We start from the raw sequence: 18,045 nt of genomic DNA, 5'->3' as shown, positions 1-18,045 counted from the left end.
GATCTTACTCATCTACCGCGTCTATCGGCGGATCGCCAAGAAACTTTCGCCGCAAGGCATAAATTGTCTCCAAAGCCGCACGCGGGCTGAGCCGATCCGGATCAATCTCCTGCAACGCCGCCAAAAATTCCGCATACTGCGCCGCCATCCCCGCATCCCCAACCACATCCCCACCCGCATCCCCGCCCACATCCCCGCCCACATCCCTCCTGGCCGCAAACAGCGGCAACGCCGCCTCGCCCCGCTCCGCCGCCCGGAGCAATGTTTCCGCCCGGCGCACCACCAACGGCGGCACACCGGCCAATTTCGCCACATGCACGCCCCAACTCCGCCCGGCGGCACCCGCGATCACCTCATGCATGAACACCACATCGCCCCGCCACTCCTTCACCCGCATGGTCCCCAACGCCGCACGCGGCAGCGTTTCCACCAAGGGCACCAAATCATGGAAATGCGTCGCAAAAATGGCTCGGCAGCGTATCGTCCCATGCAACGCCTCCAGCACCGCCTGCGCGATCGCCAGCCCATCGCGCGTGCCGGTCCCGCGCCCGATCTCATCAATGATCACAAAACTCCGTGGCCCCGCCTGATTCAAAATCGCCGCCGTCTCAATCATCTCCACCATGAAGGTCGAGCGTCCCGCCGCCAGATCATCCGCCGCCCCCACCCGCGAAAATAACCGATCCGCCAGCCCAATCCGGGCGCGCTCCGCGGGCACCGGCAACCCGGCCTGGGCCAGCACCAGCATCAGCGCATTTTGCCGCAAAAACGTCGATTTCCCCGCCATATTCGGCCCGGTGAGCAATAATAACCGCCGCTCCGGCCCCAAATCGCTGTCATTGGCGATGAAACGCTGCCCCACCCCCAACGCCGCCTCCACCACCGGATGCCGCCCGCCAATAATTTGAAACTGCGCATCGGCACTCAATTCCGGCGCGCACCAGCGCCCGGAACTCGCCAAATCCGCCGCCGATTGCGCCGCATCCAGCACCGCCAACGCGGCGGCCAACCCCTCCAGCGCGCGCACCTCGGCCAATACCCGTCGGCGCAGCACCGCCAGCACCATTGCCTCACTCCGCACCGCCCGCTCGCTCGCCTCGGCAATCCGCTGATCCAACGCCGCAACATCCGGATGCGAAAACCGCGCCGCCGCCGCCAACCCCTGGCGCAGCAACAACTCAGGAAACGCCCGCAACCCCTCCACCGACGCGGCGGGCACCTCGATCACATAGCCCAATTGCGCGTGATGCCGGATTTTCAAACTCGCCACGCCATAGCGCCGCGCCAACTCGGTCTGCAGCGCCGCAATCACCTGGCGCGCATCATCGCGCAAGGCGCGCTCGCCATCCAACTCACCATCATAACCCGGCGCAATCGCGGGCGCATCGCCCGCACGCACCGGCGGGCTCGCCACCAGCGCCCGGGTCAAATCATCCATCAACCCCAGCGGCGGATCCGGCCAAGCCAGCCCCGGCAAGGCCGCCCCCTCCAGAATCGCCTGCACCTGCGCGCCCACCGAAAGCGCATCGCGCACCAGCCCCAAATCCCGGGGCGAGACCGGCCGAATCGCATCTCCGGCCAAGCGCAGCCGGGTCAGCGCCCGCGCCAAATCCGCCGCCCCCCGCAGCGCCGCCCGCAAGGCCGATAAACGCCCTGGCATCGCCACCAAGCCCAACCAAAGCCCCTGACGCGCGCGCAACAGCGCCAAATCATCCAGCGGTGCGGCAATCCACTGCGCGAGGCAGCGCGCCCCCGCCGCACTCACCGTCCGGCGCACCGCGCCGAACAAACTCCCCGCCTCCTGACCATGTCGATCACGCAACAAATCCAAACTCGCCCGCGTCGCCGCATCCATCGCGAGCAACCCCGCCTCGCTCACCCGCACCGGCGGCGCCAAATTGCCCAATCCGCCCTGTCCTAGTCCCTGCCCACCGCCCTGGCTGCGCTGCACATGGCGCAGCGCCAGCGCCGCCGCGATCACCTCCTCATCGCTGAACGCCCCAAACGCCTCGATCGAGGCCACGGCGAACCCATCGGCCAGCACCCCGCGCGCCCGCGCCAGCGTCAGCGCCGCATCCGCGCTTGATCGTTTCGCTTCATACGCCCCGAGCGCTAACGCCGGATCAGCCAGAATCTCCGCCGGATCAAGCCGCGCCAGCAACGCCGCCAAATCACCGAGCCCCACCGACTCGGTTTCGAACCGCCCGGTCGAGGCATCGATCCAGGCTACGCCACAATGCGCACCCGCCTGATCCGAGACAATCGCCACCAACAGCCGCGTCTGCCCGGCATCGAGCAGCGCCTCCTCGGTCAGCGTCCCCGGCGTGATCAAACGCACCACCGCCCGGTCGATCAACGATTTACCACCCCGCGCCCCAGCCCGCGCCCCAGCCCGCGCCTTAGCCTCTGCAGGCGCCTCCATCTGCTCGGCAATCGCCACGGCAAAGCCGCGCCGCACCAGCCGCGCCAAATACACATCGCGCTGCCCCACCGGCACCCCGCACATGCGAATAGGCTGGCCCTGATGGCTCCCGCGCGCGGTCAGCGCAATATCTAACGCCCCCGCCGCAATCTCGGCATCCTCAAAAAACAGCTCGTAAAAATCGCCCATCCGGAAAAAAATCAACGCGTCCGGATAGTCCGCCTTGGCGCGAAACCATTGCGCCATCGCCGGCGTCGCCCCTGCACTCTGCGCCTCATCCATCGCGCTACCCTATCATTGCCCAAGCCCTGAAACCAAGGCACAAGCGCACCACCATGATCAGCCTGCCGCGCACCCGTCATCTCGCTCCCGTGCTGATCCTCACTTTGCTGCCGCTGATCGCCGATGCACCGCTGGTGCTCGGCCTGCTCCACGCCAATCCGCTGATCTATGCCTCATGGCTCACCACCGGTGATATCCCAGGCCCGGTGCAGGGCAGCCCCGGCTGGTATGATCCCACCATCGGCCAAATCACCCAGCCGCTCGGCAGGCTCAGCGCCCATGATTGGCTGCACGGCATCATCCCCTGGTGGAACCCGGATTCCGGCCTCGGCATGCCGCTGGCCGCCGAAATGCAGCCGCTCGCTTTCTTCTTGCCCTTCGTGCTGCTGCTGCATTTCTGGAATGGCTGGCTCGCCCTGAAGCTGATCCTCGAAATGCTCTGCGGCCTGTTCACCTACGCTTTGCTGATCGAACTGCGCACCACCCGCACCGCCGCCCTGATCAGCGGCGCGATCTACGCGCTCAACGCCGCCTTCTTCATGGTGCCCCATGCCATCGGCCCGCTGCCCTTCGCCCCCTTGCTGCTGCTCGGCATCGAACGCGCCGCCCGCGCCAGCCGCGATGGAAGCCCCTTGGGCTGGGGCCTGATCCCGCTCGCCCTCGCCTATCTGCTCTATGGCGGCTATCCCGAAACCGCCTATATCGCGGGCCTGCTCGGCGCGGTCTGGACCCTGCGCCATGTCGTGCTGACCGGCCCCGCACGCTGGCGCTTCGCGGGCAAAATCCTGCTCGGTGGCGGCATCGGCCTTGCTGTATCGCTGCCGCTGATCGTGCCGTTTCTGCTCTATGTCAGCCAATCGGTGCTCGCCCAACATGGTGGGGTCTATCGCCATCTCTGGCTGCCCTTCCCCTCAGCGCCGCTTTCGCTGCTGCCCTTTGTCTATGGCCCGATCTGGAGTTTTGCCGCCAACCCCCCGGCCTTATCCCTCGCCCTCACCCTTGCCCTCAACCAAATCGGCGGCTGGATCGGCGCACTCACCGCCACACTCGGCCTCGCCGCCCTCGCCTTCCGCCATCCCCAGCGCGGCCTGGCACTCTTGCTATTCGGCTTCATCGCGGTCTGGGAAATCCGCATCTGGGGCAATCCTTGGGTCACCCATCTGATCAATTTCATCCCCGCCATCGCCGAAACTGATGCACCGCGTTTCGCCCCACCCACCCTGATCCTCGCCGCCGCCATCATGGCCGGCCTCGCCATCAATGCCTGGCAAACCCAAGCCCCACTTACCCGCACATCCCGCCGCACCTTCATCACCGCCGTTGGCCTCATTATCGCACTCCCGCTGCTCGCCACCCTGCCCGATCTGCGCGCCTGGTTCATCGCTAATCCCACGCTCCTGCCGCAAGCCGCCCTGGCCAGCGCCGCGGAAATCCTGCTCGCCGGCCTCGCCATGCTGCTCCTCGCGCAATCGCCAACCCGCACCAAACGCACCCTGCTCGCCCTGCTGGTGATGATCGATCTGCTCGGCACCCGCACGCTCGAACAGCTCGGCGCCGTGCGCGGCACCCATATCGTGCTGGGCGGCGTGCATTATTTGCAAGCCCATCTGAACCAACCGAACGCAATCGGGCAGCGCTTCTATACGCTGCAACCGTTCGAGCCGAACTACGCCGCCGCGTTCGGCCTCGCCTCGATCAATAACAATGCCCTGCCGGTCGCCCGAACCTGGAACCATTATCTGCACGCCAAGCTTGACCCTTATGCCAGCGTCATCCAGTTCGATGGCTCACTCCCACGCACCCAAAACACCACCTTCAACGCCCATCATATCAACGCGCTGCAACGCCGTTTGCTCGCCCGCAACCTCGCCCAATTACAATCGGGCATTCTGATCCGCCCCCATAAATACATCACCCCGCCCGATCAGGCCGCCGAGCTGCGCCGCCACCTCCAAGCCTATGAGGCCATCGGTGTGCGCTATATCCTCACCAAACCGACCCAAAACCCCTTCATCACCCCCCTGCCACCTGCCCCCACCACGCGCATCGCCTACGCGCTCGCCCCCGGCCAAAGCCTCACCACCACAATCCAAGCACGCCTGCCCGGTGCTGGCACCATCCACGCCGCCGCCCTGTTGATCGGCACCTATCTCGGCGCCGCGCGCGGCACCCTCACCCTGCAACTCTGCGCCGGCGCAATCTGCCAATCAGGCAGCGCTGCGCTCGCGCACGCCAAGGATAACGCCTATCTGATCATCAATCTTGCCCACGGGCTGCGCCTACCCACCCGCCACCGGCTGCGCGTCACCATCACCCACGCGCCCGGCGGCACCCCGGTCGCCCTCTGGCTCGCCCCCGTGCCGCAAACCGGCCTCGCCCGCTTAGCCCCCGCGCCCGGACCGGGTGGCAACGCGCCGATCCTGCATCTGATCTGGCTGCGCCGCATCCCCAAAATCGTCTATCAAGACGATATCATGCGCATTTTCGCGCTGCCCCACCCGGCTGCTTTCTTCACCAGCAGCCCCGCCTGCCAAATCACCCCGCACGGGCTGAACCGCCTCACCGCACGCTGCGCCGCCCCCGCCAGCCTGCTGCGCCGCGAAGCCGCCGATCCGGGCTGGCACGCCACCGTTAATGGAAGCGCGATCCCCATCGGCGTGCGCGATGGCTTGTTGCAAACCATCGCCCTGCCCGCAGGCACCAGCCAAATCCAGTTTTGGTATCGCCCGCCTTACACCCGCACCAGCAGCGCCCTCGCGTTGATTGCGCTAGGGCTTTGGCTTGGCCTCTGGTGGCGCGGGCGCGAGCCGCACCGCGAGCCAGCCCGGCCCCTCAGCCCCCGCGTCAGCCACCAATAACGAAATCATCCGCCGGCCCACCAGCGCCTTACGCAATTGATCCGGATTCGTGACAAAATCCGCCCCCGCCGCCTCAATCTTGCTGCCCGCACGCAATCCGGCCTTGGCCCCCGGCCCATCCTTCAGCACACTGACCACCGCCACGCCGTGCGGTGCCGGGCGCACCCGCACCCCCAACGCCACCACCGCGCTATCCAATACTCCCGGCGCGGTGGGCTTGGCCGCACCCGGCTGGTGCGGCAACGCGCCAATGGTCACACTGACATCGCGCATCGCCCCATCGCGCCGCAGTCGCAGCGCCAATTTTTGCCCCACCGCATGCTCACCCACCGCCACGTGAAACGAGTGCGTGCCGCGCAGTCCATGCCCATCCACCGCCATCAACACATCGCCCGGCTGCAAAATGCCCTGCGAGGGTCCATCCGCCACCACCCCGGCCACCACCACACCATGCTGACTGGTCAAATGCCAAGCCGCCTGCATCGCCGCCGAGACATGCTCGATCCGCAGCCCCAGCCAGCCGCGCCGCATCACCCCATGGGCAATTAACTGCGCTGACACCGGCTTGACCATGCTCGCCGGGATCGCAAACCCAATCCCAACCGAGCCGCCCGAGGGGGAATAAATCGCCGAATCCACCCCAATCACCCGCCCCTTAATATCCAGCAGCGGCCCGCCCGAATTGCCACGATTAATCGCTGCATCGGTCTGGATGTAATCATCAAACGGCTTAGCGCCGATATCACGATGCAGCGCACTCACCACCCCCGCCGACACCGAGGTGCCCAGCCCGAACGGATTGCCAATCGCCACCACCCAATCGCCCAGCGCCAACCGGCTCGAATGGCCAAATTTCAAATACGGCACCTTATGCCCAACATCGATTTTCAGCACCGCCAGATCCGCCTGCTTATCCACCCCTACCCGGCGCGCGGCATAAACCCGCCCATCGCTCAGCGTCACCGTCACCCGGCTCGCCCCGGCGATCACGTGATGATTGGTCACCAAATACCCGCTCGGATCGATGAAAAACCCAGTCCCCAGCGCCTGCTCGGCCCGCGGCGGCACCACCAGCCCGCCATGGCCCGGTCCGTCATGCCCTGGCCCACTTTGCCCATCCGGTCGCGGCGTCGCCGCCCCCTGCACGGCGCCCGGTCGGCCATGCGGCGGCTTGACCGGATCGATGCTCTGCACCTCCACCACCGCGCCAAGCGCCTGATGGGCAATCTTTGCCACCGGCGGCGGGGTCGGCATCGCGCGCCCCCACCCTGGCAGCGCCAACCCCAACCCCAACATCCACGCCGCGAGCTTCTGTTTCATTCGGCTAAAGTGACCGCGCCAACCCAATCCGGCAAGAGCTTTCGCACCGCATCGGGCGAATATCCCGCCGCCCGCAAATCGCGCAGCGCACCATCACCATCGCGCTTGGCCAGCCGCCGGCCCGTCGCATCGCGCAGCAGAGGGTGATGCCGGTAGGCCGGATGCGGCCAGCCCAGCAGCGCCTGCAGCAAAATCTGCACCGATGTCGCCGCCCGCAAATCCTCACCGCGCACCACCAGATCGATGTTTTGCATCGCATCATCATGGGTCGCCGCCAGAAAATAACTCACCGGCGCATCCTTGCGCCCCAGCACCACATCGCCCAATCGCTCCGGCGTCGCCGCAACCCAACCCGCGCCGATTTCACGCCACCCCAAAGGCCGATCAACCATCGCCCGCGCCCGCGCCACATCCAGCCGCCAGGCAAAAGCCTGCCCCGCCTGCATCAAATCGGCAATTTCGCTGGCCGGGCGCGTCCGGCACCGGCCCGGATACGGGATCGGCGTCTCGCCCTGCGGCGCGCCCACCGACGCCGCAATATCACGCCGCGAGCAAAAACACGGATAAATCACCCCCATTGCCTGCAAACGCGCCAAACAATCCTGGTATTGCGCGACATGCGCCGATTGCACCCGCATCGGGCCATCCCAATCAAGCCCCAACCAGGTCAAATCCTCGATGATCGCGCTGGCAAATTCAGCCCGGCAACGCTGCGCATCAATATCTTCCAGCCGCAGCAAAAACTGCCCGCCCGCCGCCCGCGCACTGCCCCAAGCGAGCAGCGCGGACGCGGCGTGCCCGAGATGCAAAAACCCGGTCGGGCTCGGCGCGAATCGGGTGACCGTCGCACCCATCGCGGCCTATAAAATAAACCGGCTCAAATCACCCTTCGCCGCCAAAGGCGCAACCCGCTCATGCACCAAATCGGCATCCACCCGCACCACCTGCCCGGCGCGATCGGTCGCGGCAAAACTAATCTCCTCCAACAACCGCTCCAGCACCGTCGCCAAGCGCCGCGCGCCGATATTTTCCACCCGGTCGTTAATATCCGCAGCCAACCCGGCAATCGCATCCACCGCATCATCGCTGAATTCCAAATCCACCGATTCCGTCGCCAACAGCGCCCGATATTGCTTGAGCAGCGAATGTTCCGGCTCGGTGAGAATCCGGCGGAAATCCGCCCGCGTGAGCGATGCCAGCTCAACGCGAATCGGCAACCGCCCCTGCAATTCCGGCAGCAAATCCGATGGTTTCGCCACATGAAACGCGCCCGAGGCGATGAATAAAATATGATCGGTCTTCACCGGCCCATATTTGGTCGAAACAATCGTCCCCTCAATCAAGGGCAACAAATCGCGCTGCACCCCCTCGCGTGATACATCGCCGCCACGCACCCCGCCTTCGCCGCGCGCGCAAATCTTGTCGATCTCATCGAGAAACACGATGCCATGATTCTCCGCCAAGGCGCAGGCATCGCGCGTCAGCGCCTCCTGATCCAGCAGCCGGTCCGCCTCCTCGCGCACCAAAGCCGCCCGCGCCGCCGCCACACTCATCCGCTTGCGCCCCTGCTGGCGGGCAAACATCCCCTTCATCATCTCGCCCAGATTAATCGCCCCGCCCGGCGGCATCCCCGGCATATCAAACTGGCCAATCGCCATCGGCGGCGCATCCTGCACCTCGATCTCGATTTCCTTGGCCTCCAGCTCGCCATCGCGCAGCATTTTGCGAAATTTTTGGCGCGTCTCGCCCGATGATCCCTCACCCACCAGCGCCGTCACCAGCCGATCCTCCGCCGCCAGCTCCGCGCGCGCCTGCACGCCCTTGCGGCTAAATTCACGCAGCATCCCGATCGACACTTCGACCAAATCGCGCACAATGCTCTCCACATCGCGCCCGACATACCCCACTTCGGTGAATTTCGTGGCCTCCACCTTGATGAAGGGGGCCTGCGCCAATTTCGCCAGCCGCCGCGCAATCTCGGTCTTGCCGCAGCCGGTCGGCCCGATCATCAAAATATTCTTCGGCACCACCTCTTCGCGCAACCCCTCGGGCAATTGCTGGCGGCGCCAGCGATTGCGCAGCGCAATCGCCACTGCCCGCTTGGCGTCATTCTGGCCGATAATGAACCGGTCCAACTCCGAGACAATCTCGCGGGGCGTATAGGTCGGGCTGTCCATCATAGCGTCTCGACAATCACGTTATGATTGGTGAACACGCAAATATCCCCGGCAATTTTCATCGCCCGGCGCGCAATTTCCTCTGCCGCCAACCCCTCAACCTCCATCAACGCCCGCGCCGCCGCCAGCGCATAATTCCCGCCCGAGCCAATCGCAATCACCCCGTCCGAAGGCTCTAGCACATCGCCATTGCCGGTCAGGGTAAAAGAATGATCCTTATCCGCCACCGCCATCATCGCCTCCAACCGCCGCAAATAGCGATCAGTGCGCCAATCCTTGGCCAGCTCCACACAAGCGCGCTCCAATTGATTGGGAAAGCGCTCAAGCTTGCTCTCCAGCCGCTCCAGCAGCGTAAACGCATCCGCCGTCGCCCCGGCAAACCCGGCCAACACCGCGCCATTGCCAATCCGCCGCACCTTGCGGGCATTGGCCTTGATCACCGTATTGCCCAGCGAAACCTGCCCATCACCAGCCATCGCCACGCTCTGGCCACGCCGCACACTCAAAATGGTCGTGCCATGCCAGCCGACCGGATCATCCCGATGTTCCATGCCGGTCAAATGGCATTGCGCCCCGCCCACGGCAAGCACCCCGTTTTGCACCGCCCTCAATTAGCGGCTAACCTCTGCGCGAACCCTCGGAGCGCCCCATGGACCTGCCAGACAAGCTCGAAACCCGACTCTATCGTCATTTCGAGCGCACCGTGTCGATCATCCTCACGCTCTTGCTCGCGGTGATCGTGATCGCCGCCTTGCTGCATCTTACCTACAATATCGGCCATGCGGTGCTGTTCACCTCGTTCGACCCGACCAAGCCGTTAGTGTTCCAAGATTTGTTCGGCGGCATTTTCACCGTCATCATCGCCCTCGAATTCAAACGCTCAATCCTGGTCACCGCCGAACATGACGAAGGTGCGGCGCGCGTGCGCGTCGTTATTCTGATCGGCATGCTCGCCATCGCCCGGAAACTGATCATTCTCGATCTCAGCCATGTCAGCGCCGCCCAATTGCTCGGCCTGTCCGCCGCCTTTTTCTCCCTCGGCGTGGTCTATTGGCTGGTCCGCGACCAAGATCGCCGCGCCCATCGCAGCCGCGCCGACGCGCAGGAACCGCCCGCCCATTCTGGTTAATATTTCGCCTTGACAATCTCCGCGCGAACCCCCGATAACACAACCTGAAGTCGTATTCGGCCCGATCAAACCATCGCCGAACCGCACGGAGGGAAATCGCGCATGAGCAGCACCGTCACGGTTGGCGTTTCCATCGGCGCCGTCGCCACCATCGATCAAGCGGGCAGCTATGATCTCTATTTCGCCCAATATCCCGGCGTGCTGAATATCGCCCTCAATAGCGGCACGGTGGATATCACCGGCTTCTCCGGCCAAACCGCCAGCGCGTTTCTTACCAATGATCTGAGCGGCGGCGGCACCGAAATCATCGCCGCCCCGCTTTATCTCTCCGGCGCCAATTTCAATCTGGGTTTGAACGATGTCACCGGCAGCACGGTCGGCAGCGGCACCTTGGAACTCGCGAGCAGCCTCGCCCCCGGCGGAGCCGCACCCAACATCAATTTCGATGGCCCGAACGACGCGCTGATCCTTGATCCGATCTTCAGCCCCAGCAATCTCGGCGTGATCAACAGCTTCGGCCCCTCCGACATGATTGTGCTCCGGGGCGTCACCAACGCCCTCACCCCGGTCTGGACCCAAAATAGCGGCGGCGGCGGCACCCTCAATATCGATAACGGCGCCTCGGTCGCGGCCAGCCTCACCCTCGCCACCGGCAGCTTCACCTCCGCCGCCTTCAACGTCACCACCGATGCCAGCGGCGGCGAAGCCATCAACGTCACCTGCTTTTGCCCCGGCACCAACATCGCCACGCCCGATGGCCCGGTCGCCGTCGAACAGCTCGCGATTGGCGACCCGATCATCACCCGCAGCGGTGCCATCCGCCCGATCAAATGGATCGGCCGGCGCACCTACGCCGCGCGCTTCGCCACCGGCAATCTCCGGCTCGCCCCGGTCTGCGTGCGCGCCGGCGCCCTCGGCGATGCAAGGCCCCAGCGCGATCTCTGGATCAGCCCGCAACATGCCTTGTTCATCGATGGCGCCCTGATCCCGGTCGCTTTGCTGATCAACGGCAGCACCATCCTCCAGCCCGAGATCACCGACGACATCACCTATTACCATATCGAGCTCGACAGCCATGACGTGCTGCTCGCCGAAGGCGCGCCCGCCGAAACCTATGTCAATGACGATAACCGCCTGATGTTCCACAATGCCAGCACCTACGCCGCCCTTTATCCCGGTGCCGAGCCGCCCGCGCGCTATTGTGCCGAGCGCCTGCTCGACGGGCCAAAACTCGCGTCCATCCGCTCAAGCCTCGCCACCCGCGCCCACCGCCCGCACCTGCAAGCCGCAAACCCGTTACAAGGCCATCTCGATACCATCCGCTGCTATGCCACAGGCACCACCCTCACCGGCTGGGCGCAATCGCCCGACACCACCGAACTCCCGGTATGTCTGGACATTCTGCTCGCCGGTCGGCGCATCGCGCGCACCCTCGCCAATCTCTACCGCCGCGATCTCGAAACCGCCGGCCTCGGCAGCGGCCGCCACGGCTTTGCAATTACCCTACCCCACACCGTCATCTCGCTCCAAACCGACCTCACCACCCTGCAACTGCGCCGCAGCGCCGACCAGCATCCTCTCTCCAGCGCCGCCACCACCCTGATCGATCACATCGCGCAACCCCAAGCAGCACAGCACTTCGCCTAACCCCGCCATGCTGACTGGCCGCCTCGATCAGGCCTGCCGCACGCGGATCAGCGGCTGGGCGCTCGATACCGCGCAACCGCACCACCCGCTCGCGCTGCTGATCACCGCCAACGGCACCCTACTCGACCGCGTCATCGCCAATGTCCACCGGCCCGATCTGGTGCAAGCCGGCCTCGGCCCCGGCCCGCACGGTTTTGATTTTTTTCTCCCCGCCGGCCTACCCGCCCATCAATCCCATCTGATCCGCGTCACCTGCGAGCGTGACGGCACCGAACTCGCCGGTTCTCCCGCCTTGATCGACCCCACCACCCGCCTTGATGACGCCGCCGCCAGCCTCGCCGCCCTGGCAAACACCGCCGATACCCCAGCCGAAATAACCCACGCCATTCTGCTCCTCCGCCACGCCCTGAACCATCAAATCGCCCGCCTCATCCCCACGACCGAACCACACGCGTCATCCCGCCGCGCCTTGGTCATCGATTCGCAATCCCCCCGCCCCGCGCATAATGCCGGTGCCAACGCCATCACCGCGCATCTGCACGCCCTCACCCGCCTCGGCTATGAGGTGCATTTCGCCGCCGCCGACGCGCTGGCCGAGCCACCCGCCTCCATCCAAAGCATCACCCATCACGCCGCCACCATCGGCTCGATCGAAGAATTACTCGCCCACACGCCCCACCGGTTCGACCTGATCTATCTGCACCGCCTGACCATCGCCGCGCGCTACCTGCCGCTGCTGAGCCATCACTGCCCGAAGGCTCATATTCTCTATAATGTCGCCGATTTGCATCATCTGCGCCTGGCCCGCGAAGCTGCAGCGCTCGATCTCGCGCAACTCCTCCCCCGCGCTGCCGCCCTGCGCCGCACCGAACTCGCTTTGGCGGACGCCGCCGATGCCACCATCACCCATCCCACCACCGAGGCCGCTCTGCTGCGCGCCGCCCTGCCGCACGCCAACATCCATTGCGTCCCCTGGCACGTGCCCCCAACCCCGCCAACCACCCGCCCAACCGTCGCAACCTCCCGCACCGCCATCGGCTTCATCGGCCATTTCGGCCACAACCCCAACCGGGACGCCGCCAGCCGCCTGATCCATGACATTCTCCCCGCCCTGCACGGCGCCAACCCCGCGATCCAATGCCTGATCGCGGGCAGCGCCATGCCAACGTCGATCCGCCAGCACCAAGCCCCGAACCTCGTGCTCCTGCCCGACCTGCCCGACCTGCCCGCGGGCGAAAATTTCTGGTCGCAACTGCGCCTCAGCGTCGCGCCGATGGCGTTTGGGGCCGGCGTCAAAGGCAAAGTGCTCGATAGTCTCGCCGCCGGCATACCCTGCCTGATGTCACCCATCGCCGCCGAAGGCCTTTCGCTCCCCGCCGCGCTCAGCGACCTGATCGTGCCCAACCTCGCTGATTTCCCCGCCGCCATCCTCGCCCTTTACGATCATCCCAAGCGCCTCACCGCCCTCAGCCATGCCGGGCGCGCCTATATCAACACGCACTGGTCGCAAGCCGCACAAGATCAAGCCCTGCGCGCCGCCTGCACCCCCTTGCCGAAATCCCGCCACCCCGATACGCAGCATCTCCAGCATTCGGAGAACACCCATGAGCCGCATCATCCGCACCGACGCGAACGAAATCCTGTCCAAAGTCGTTGAATATCACGGCTTCATCTACACCCAGGGCGTCGTCGCAACCGACCCGACCGGCGACATCACCGCCCAAACCAGCGACATTCTCGCGCAAATCGACGCGCTGCTGGAAACCCACGGCACCGACAAAACCCGCCTGCTGCAAGCGCAAATCTGGCTCGCCGACATCAATGACCGCGCCGCCATGAACAAAATCTGGTCCGCCTGGCTGCCCGAAGCCAGCGCCCCCGCCCGCGCCTGCGTCGAAGCCAAACTCGCCGACCCGCGCTACCGCGTCGAGATCATGATCACCGCCTGCCGGTAATCAAGCGCGCCGCGCCAAGCCGCCCCCCAACGCTTAATACCCCCAATTACAACCTAGGATCATTAATGTGCAAGGATTGTCTAAAAAATAAGTTTTTATATCGTTTTATCCAAAAATCTATTTGGTTGACAGGCGTTTCTGAGACGATTATTGCCTAAAGCGCAATCACATTGTCTGAGGGTTAGTTTATGTCTGGATCAACGATCAGCGGCACGATCTCGCACACTGTCACATTCGGCACGGGCGCCTACACATCGCCGCTCACCATCACCAGCACGGGCGACATCACCCCCTCAACAACGGCCGCCATCGGCCTGGTCATGCCCTCAAGCGTCTCCGGCTCAGTCATCAATTTCGGCACCATCACCGGCGGACTGGACACTAATAATCTTTTCTCCGGCGGCGTCGGCGTCCAAATCTCTGCCGGTACCTTCATCAATGACGGCCATGTGGCCGGCGGCGCTTCTTTCGCCTCAACCGATCCGGGTGGCGACGGCGTCAACATCTATGGCGGCTTATTTGACAATACCGCGCGCGGCACTGTCGCCGGCGGCGTAGCCACTCACGGCTATGCTGTGGATCTCGCTGGCGGCACTTTCATTAATGCTGGCATGGTGATCGCCGGCGGCGGCAGCGGCGAGGCCATCGTTTTCAATGGCGGCGGCGCTGGCGGCGTCGGCACCCTGGTCATCGATCCCGGCTCCTCCATCGTCGGTTCCGTGGTCGCCAGCACCAGCGTCGCCGATCTGCTCGAATTCGGCGCAGGCGGCTCGGTCGGCACCGTCACCGGCATTGGCAGCCAATATCAGAATTTCAGCCATTTCAGCTTCGCCACCGGCGCGAGCTTTGATGTCAGCGGCACCTATACCGCCTTCGATGCCCAGCAAACCATCGCCGGTTTCGCCGTGGGCGACACCCTCACCCTTGATGGCTTCACCGAAAAATCCGCCACCTATGTCAGCGGCACCGGCCTGGAACTGACCGGCAGCGCCGGTTCAACCGCCGCCACGATCACGCTCGATGTCACCGGCGCCTTCTCCACCGCCAATTTCCAAATCACCCCGAACGGTGCCAACACCGCCATCTCGCTCAATCCCTGCTTCGCCCAAGGCACCCGCATCCTCACCGCCCGGGGCGAAATCCCGGTCGAGCAGCTCGCCCCCGGTGATCACGTCGTGCTGCATGACGGCACCAGCGCCCCGATCACCTGGATCGGTCATCGCAGCGTCGCGATCACCGCGCACCCGACCCCTGAGAAAATCCAGCCGGTGCTGATCATCAGTGGCGCGCTCGGCCATGGCCTGCCCACGCGCGATCTCTATGTCTCGCCCGATCACGCCCTGTTTTTCGAGGATCACCTGATCCCGGCCAAATGCCTGATCAACGGCGTCACCATCCGCCAAATCCCCCGCGAGCGGATCACCTATTACCATGTCGAGCTCGCCCAGCACGCCGTCCTGCTCGCCGAAGGTGCGCCCGCCGAATCCTATCTCGAAACCGGCAATCGCAGCGCCTTCGCCAACGGCGATGAGCCGGTGCGCCTGCACCCGGATTTCGCCCGCTCGCTCCGCGCCGCCGGCAGTTGCGCGCCGCTGGTCGAATCCGGCCCGGTGGTCGAGGCGGTCCGCGCCCGCCTGCTCACCCTGTTCACCGCCGCCACCACCGATGATCCGGCCCTGACCACCCAAACCCGCCCGGATGGCAGCCTGCTGATCGCCAGCCGCAACACCATCCCCGGCCATCGCAACCCGGACCCGCGCGATCAACGCCAACTCGGCGTCAAAATCGCCCGCATCACCCGCGCCGATGGCACCATCCTCCCGCTCGATCACCCGGCCCTGACCACCGGCTGGCACGATCTTGAGGCCGATGGCCGCTGGACCAACGGCCAAGCCATCATTCCCGCCGCACTCCTCGGCGGCCAAGCGGTAACCCTCACCCTCGCCGCCACCCTCGCCTACCCGGCGGCGCAAAATTCCGCGCCACACCAGCGCAGCCTGCAACGCGGATGATAGCGAACCCACCTGGCACCAAACCCACCGAGCACCAAACGTAGGGAGCAGAAAATCAACGGGGCGGCTTGCCACAAGCCGCTCCCCAATGGTTCAAATGCTCTGGCGCTCGCGCACCAGCAATTCTGCCAAGCGTAAATCCGCCTCGGTGGTAATCTTAAAATTTTCCTCCGCCCCCGGCACAATCATCACCGCCATGCCCGCCGCCTCGGCGATCATGCAATCATCGGTCATCTCCCGCCCATCCGCCGCCAAAGCCCGATGCGCGGCCAAAATCTCGGCAAAGCGAAAGCCCTGCGGCGTCTGCGCCCGCCATAGGCCTTTGCGCTCCACCGTCCCGGTCACCACCCCGTCCGCGACCCGCTTCAACGTATCGGCCACCGGCACCCCCGCCATCGCGGCCTTCCCGTGCTCCAGCGCCGCAATCACCCCGGAAATCACCGAAGCCGATATCAAAGGCCGCACCGAATCATGGATCAACACCAGCGTCGGTTGCCACGCCACCAGCGCCTCCAGCCCCGCCCGCACCGACTCTTGCCGCGTCGCCCCGCCCAGCACCGGCGCGGGCAAATCAAGCCCCGCCACCGCCGCCTGATATAAATCCCGATCATCGCGATGGATCACTATTTGCACCCGATCAATTAACGGATGCGCCTGCAACGCCGCCGCCGTGCGCGCCAAAATCGCCCGATCGCCCAGCAGCCGATATTGCTTGGGCACCGCCCCGCCAAATCGCTGCCCGCGCCCGCCGGCCACCACCAACGCCGCCACCCTTAAAGCCTGCTCCATCCGTCCGCCCTTTCGCGCTCCCGCCCGCAACGCGATCATCTGACGCATGGACCCATGCACGGGCAACAACCCAAGCCCCGCCGATCGGAGCGATTCTCAGAAAAATCCGCGCCGCGCACCGAAGATATTAATGGAATTTTAGGAAAACTGTCTTAAACCGACCCTTGCACACACGCCCGATATCAAAAAATCCGGCGTATGTGATTTTTTTGCCGCATCCAGCCTTGCCCTGCGTGCAATGCCGCCTTAACAGAAATGCCGACACAGGGTTTGGCTCGACTAAGGGATTTTACTGAATGCAGAACCGACCGATGCCGCGCAACATGCTCAGCCACATGACCAAAACGCTGGTCGCGGGATTAATCGGTTGCGCCGCAGGCCTTTTCGCCACCCATCCGGCTCAAGCCGCCCCCACCGCCAAAACCACGCGGCATGTGGTCATCCACACTGCCACCCATCACCCGGTTTATCATCACCCCATCTATCACCACCCGGTTTATCAGCATGTGGTGTACCATCATCCCATTTATCGTAAGCCTGTTTCTCATCATGTCCTTTATCACCGGCCCGTCGAGCATCATGTCGTGCTCCGCCGTCCCATTTATCATGCACCGCTGATCCATTACGCCGTTCGCAAGACCACCCATCATTTTCTATACCACCCGATCTATCGCCGAGCAGATTATCTCTGGTGCGTACCCTATGCGCGTGACGTATCGCACATCGATTTATCGGGGGATGCGTTTCTCTGGTGGGCTGAAGCCGCAGGCCGGTATGCGCGGGGCCAGCGCCCGCAAGACGGTGCCGTGCTCAATTTCCGGTCCAGTGCGCGGATTCGCCTCGGTCACGTCGCCGTGGTCGAAAAAGTGGTCAACAGCCGCGAAATCCTGGTCGATCAAGCCAATTGGGTGCCCGATCAAGTCTCGCGTGACGTGCCGGTGATCGATGTTTCACCCGATAATAACTGGACCATGGTGCGCGTCTCCATCGGCGGTGGCCGCTTCGGCGCGCCCTACCCGACCTATGGCTTCATTTATGACCAGCCGATCGGTGGCGGCGCCATCTATGCTTCGCGTGGCACCGAAACCGAAGTGGCCGCAGCGCCCCCGGTTCGTCGCCTGCGCCTCACCGCGCCAAACCGCTCGGTGCGCTGATCAGGGCGGGATCACCCACCGATCCTGGCATCCTGCGCGCTATTCCTGGCATCCTGCGCGCTAGAGCAACATCCGGGATATCGAATGGCGGTTTCACGCCGTCAATGAAAATAAGGAAAGACTGCTTTTTTGAAAAAAAGCAGCAAAAACTTTCTTCAGTTGGTGCAGTAGCGTCGAAACCAGCACCGACCCAGCGGAGCAAAGTTTTTTTTGCTTCTTTTTTGTTCACAAAAAAGAAGTGCTTTCGCGCCTCCAATCTACGCTGCGCCTTCACCCTGGGCTGACCTGAGAGCAACATCC

Annotated in this window: 14 protein-coding genes; 7 read left to right on the top strand and 7 right to left on the bottom strand. The window is 64.4% G+C overall.

The genetic code is table 11. From position 1 onward, the window contains the following. Positions 1–4 precede the first annotated feature (4 nt). Complete coding sequence (gene mutS / locus ACYUCQ_RS14345; RefSeq protein ID WP_460255238.1) at positions 5–2,704, bottom strand: DNA mismatch repair protein MutS; 2,700 nt, start codon at positions 2,702–2,704, stop codon at positions 5–7. A gap of 53 nt (positions 2,705–2,757) precedes the next feature. Between mutS and ACYUCQ_RS14340 the strand changes: the two genes are divergently transcribed. Next, the gene (locus ACYUCQ_RS14340) at positions 2,758–5,562 is read left to right on the top strand and encodes a hypothetical protein (protein WP_460255237.1); all 2,805 of its coding nucleotides are present in this window, start codon (positions 2,758–2,760) and stop codon (positions 5,560–5,562) included. Here ACYUCQ_RS14340 and ACYUCQ_RS14335 read toward each other — a convergent pair. Genes ACYUCQ_RS14335 through hslV form a run of 4 tightly spaced genes read right to left on the bottom strand, consistent with a single transcriptional unit; the run spans position 5,473 to position 9,610 of the window. Next, positions 5,473–6,882: a trypsin-like peptidase domain-containing protein gene (locus ACYUCQ_RS14335; protein WP_460255236.1), complete on the bottom strand. Its 1,410-nt coding sequence runs from the start codon at positions 6,880–6,882 to the stop codon at positions 5,473–5,475. The two genes, ACYUCQ_RS14340 and ACYUCQ_RS14335, sit on opposite strands and share 90 nt — an antisense overlap. Beyond that, the gene (gene gluQRS, locus ACYUCQ_RS14330; protein ID WP_460255235.1) at positions 6,879–7,736 is read right to left on the bottom strand and encodes a tRNA glutamyl-Q(34) synthetase GluQRS; all 858 of its coding nucleotides are present in this window, start codon (positions 7,734–7,736) and stop codon (positions 6,879–6,881) included. The genes ACYUCQ_RS14335 and gluQRS overlap by 4 nt, the downstream gene beginning before the upstream one ends. Before the next feature lie 6 nt (positions 7,737–7,742). Then, positions 7,743–9,059: an ATP-dependent protease ATPase subunit HslU gene (gene hslU / locus ACYUCQ_RS14325; protein ID WP_460255280.1), complete on the bottom strand. Its 1,317-nt coding sequence runs from the start codon at positions 9,057–9,059 to the stop codon at positions 7,743–7,745. Continuing rightward, positions 9,059–9,610 carry an ATP-dependent protease subunit HslV gene (gene hslV, locus ACYUCQ_RS14320; RefSeq protein ID WP_460255279.1) on the bottom strand — a complete coding sequence of 184 codons (552 nt, stop codon included), beginning with the start codon at positions 9,608–9,610 and terminating at the stop codon, positions 9,059–9,061. The genes hslU and hslV overlap by 1 nt, the downstream gene beginning before the upstream one ends. A 98-nt stretch (positions 9,611–9,708) precedes the next feature. Between hslV and ACYUCQ_RS14315 the strand changes: the two genes are divergently transcribed. From ACYUCQ_RS14315 to ACYUCQ_RS14295, 5 genes are all read left to right on the top strand, one after another. Further along, entirely contained in the window at positions 9,709–10,188 is a 480-nt protein-coding gene (locus tag ACYUCQ_RS14315; RefSeq protein ID WP_460255234.1) for a phosphate-starvation-inducible PsiE family protein, read from the top strand. A 102-nt stretch (positions 10,189–10,290) separates the two neighbouring features. Next, a complete protein-coding gene (locus ACYUCQ_RS14310; RefSeq protein ID WP_460255233.1) occupies positions 10,291–11,835 on the top strand; it encodes a Hint domain-containing protein in 1,545 nt (514 codons plus the stop codon). 7 nt (positions 11,836–11,842) lie between these two features. Then, positions 11,843–13,492 (top strand): glycosyltransferase, encoded by a 1,650-nt coding sequence (locus tag ACYUCQ_RS14305; protein WP_460255232.1) that lies wholly within the window; start codon positions 11,843–11,845, stop codon positions 13,490–13,492. Further along, on the top strand, positions 13,440–13,790 hold the full coding sequence (locus ACYUCQ_RS14300; RefSeq protein ID WP_460255231.1) for a RidA family protein: 351 nt from the start codon (positions 13,440–13,442) through the stop codon (positions 13,788–13,790). Before ACYUCQ_RS14305 ends, ACYUCQ_RS14300 begins: the two co-directional genes overlap by 53 nt. A 188-nt stretch (positions 13,791–13,978) precedes the next feature. Then, on the top strand, positions 13,979–15,802 hold the full coding sequence (locus ACYUCQ_RS14295; RefSeq protein ID WP_460255230.1) for a Hint domain-containing protein: 1,824 nt from the start codon (positions 13,979–13,981) through the stop codon (positions 15,800–15,802). Positions 15,803–15,895: 93 nt separating this feature from the next. On the opposite strand, the gene ispD is transcribed toward ACYUCQ_RS14295, so the two are convergent. Then, positions 15,896–16,639 carry a 2-C-methyl-D-erythritol 4-phosphate cytidylyltransferase gene (gene ispD, locus ACYUCQ_RS14290; protein ID WP_460255229.1) on the bottom strand — a complete coding sequence of 248 codons (744 nt, stop codon included), beginning with the start codon at positions 16,637–16,639 and terminating at the stop codon, positions 15,896–15,898. Between the two features lie 248 nt (positions 16,640–16,887). Here ispD and ACYUCQ_RS14285 point away from each other — a divergent pair, with 248 nt between their 5' ends. Next, positions 16,888–17,745 carry a CHAP domain-containing protein gene (locus ACYUCQ_RS14285; RefSeq protein ID WP_460255228.1) on the top strand — a complete coding sequence of 286 codons (858 nt, stop codon included), beginning with the start codon at positions 16,888–16,890 and terminating at the stop codon, positions 17,743–17,745. Here the strand turns inward: ACYUCQ_RS14285 and ACYUCQ_RS14280 are convergent. Next, complete coding sequence (locus tag ACYUCQ_RS14280; RefSeq protein WP_460255227.1) at positions 17,717–18,001, bottom strand: hypothetical protein; 285 nt, start codon at positions 17,999–18,001, stop codon at positions 17,717–17,719. The two genes, ACYUCQ_RS14285 and ACYUCQ_RS14280, sit on opposite strands and share 29 nt — an antisense overlap. Positions 18,002–18,045 lie beyond the last annotated feature (44 nt).

The organism is Acidiphilium sp. MT5, assembly GCF_054767495.1.
This window is presented reverse-complemented; position numbering and strand designations above follow the sequence as displayed.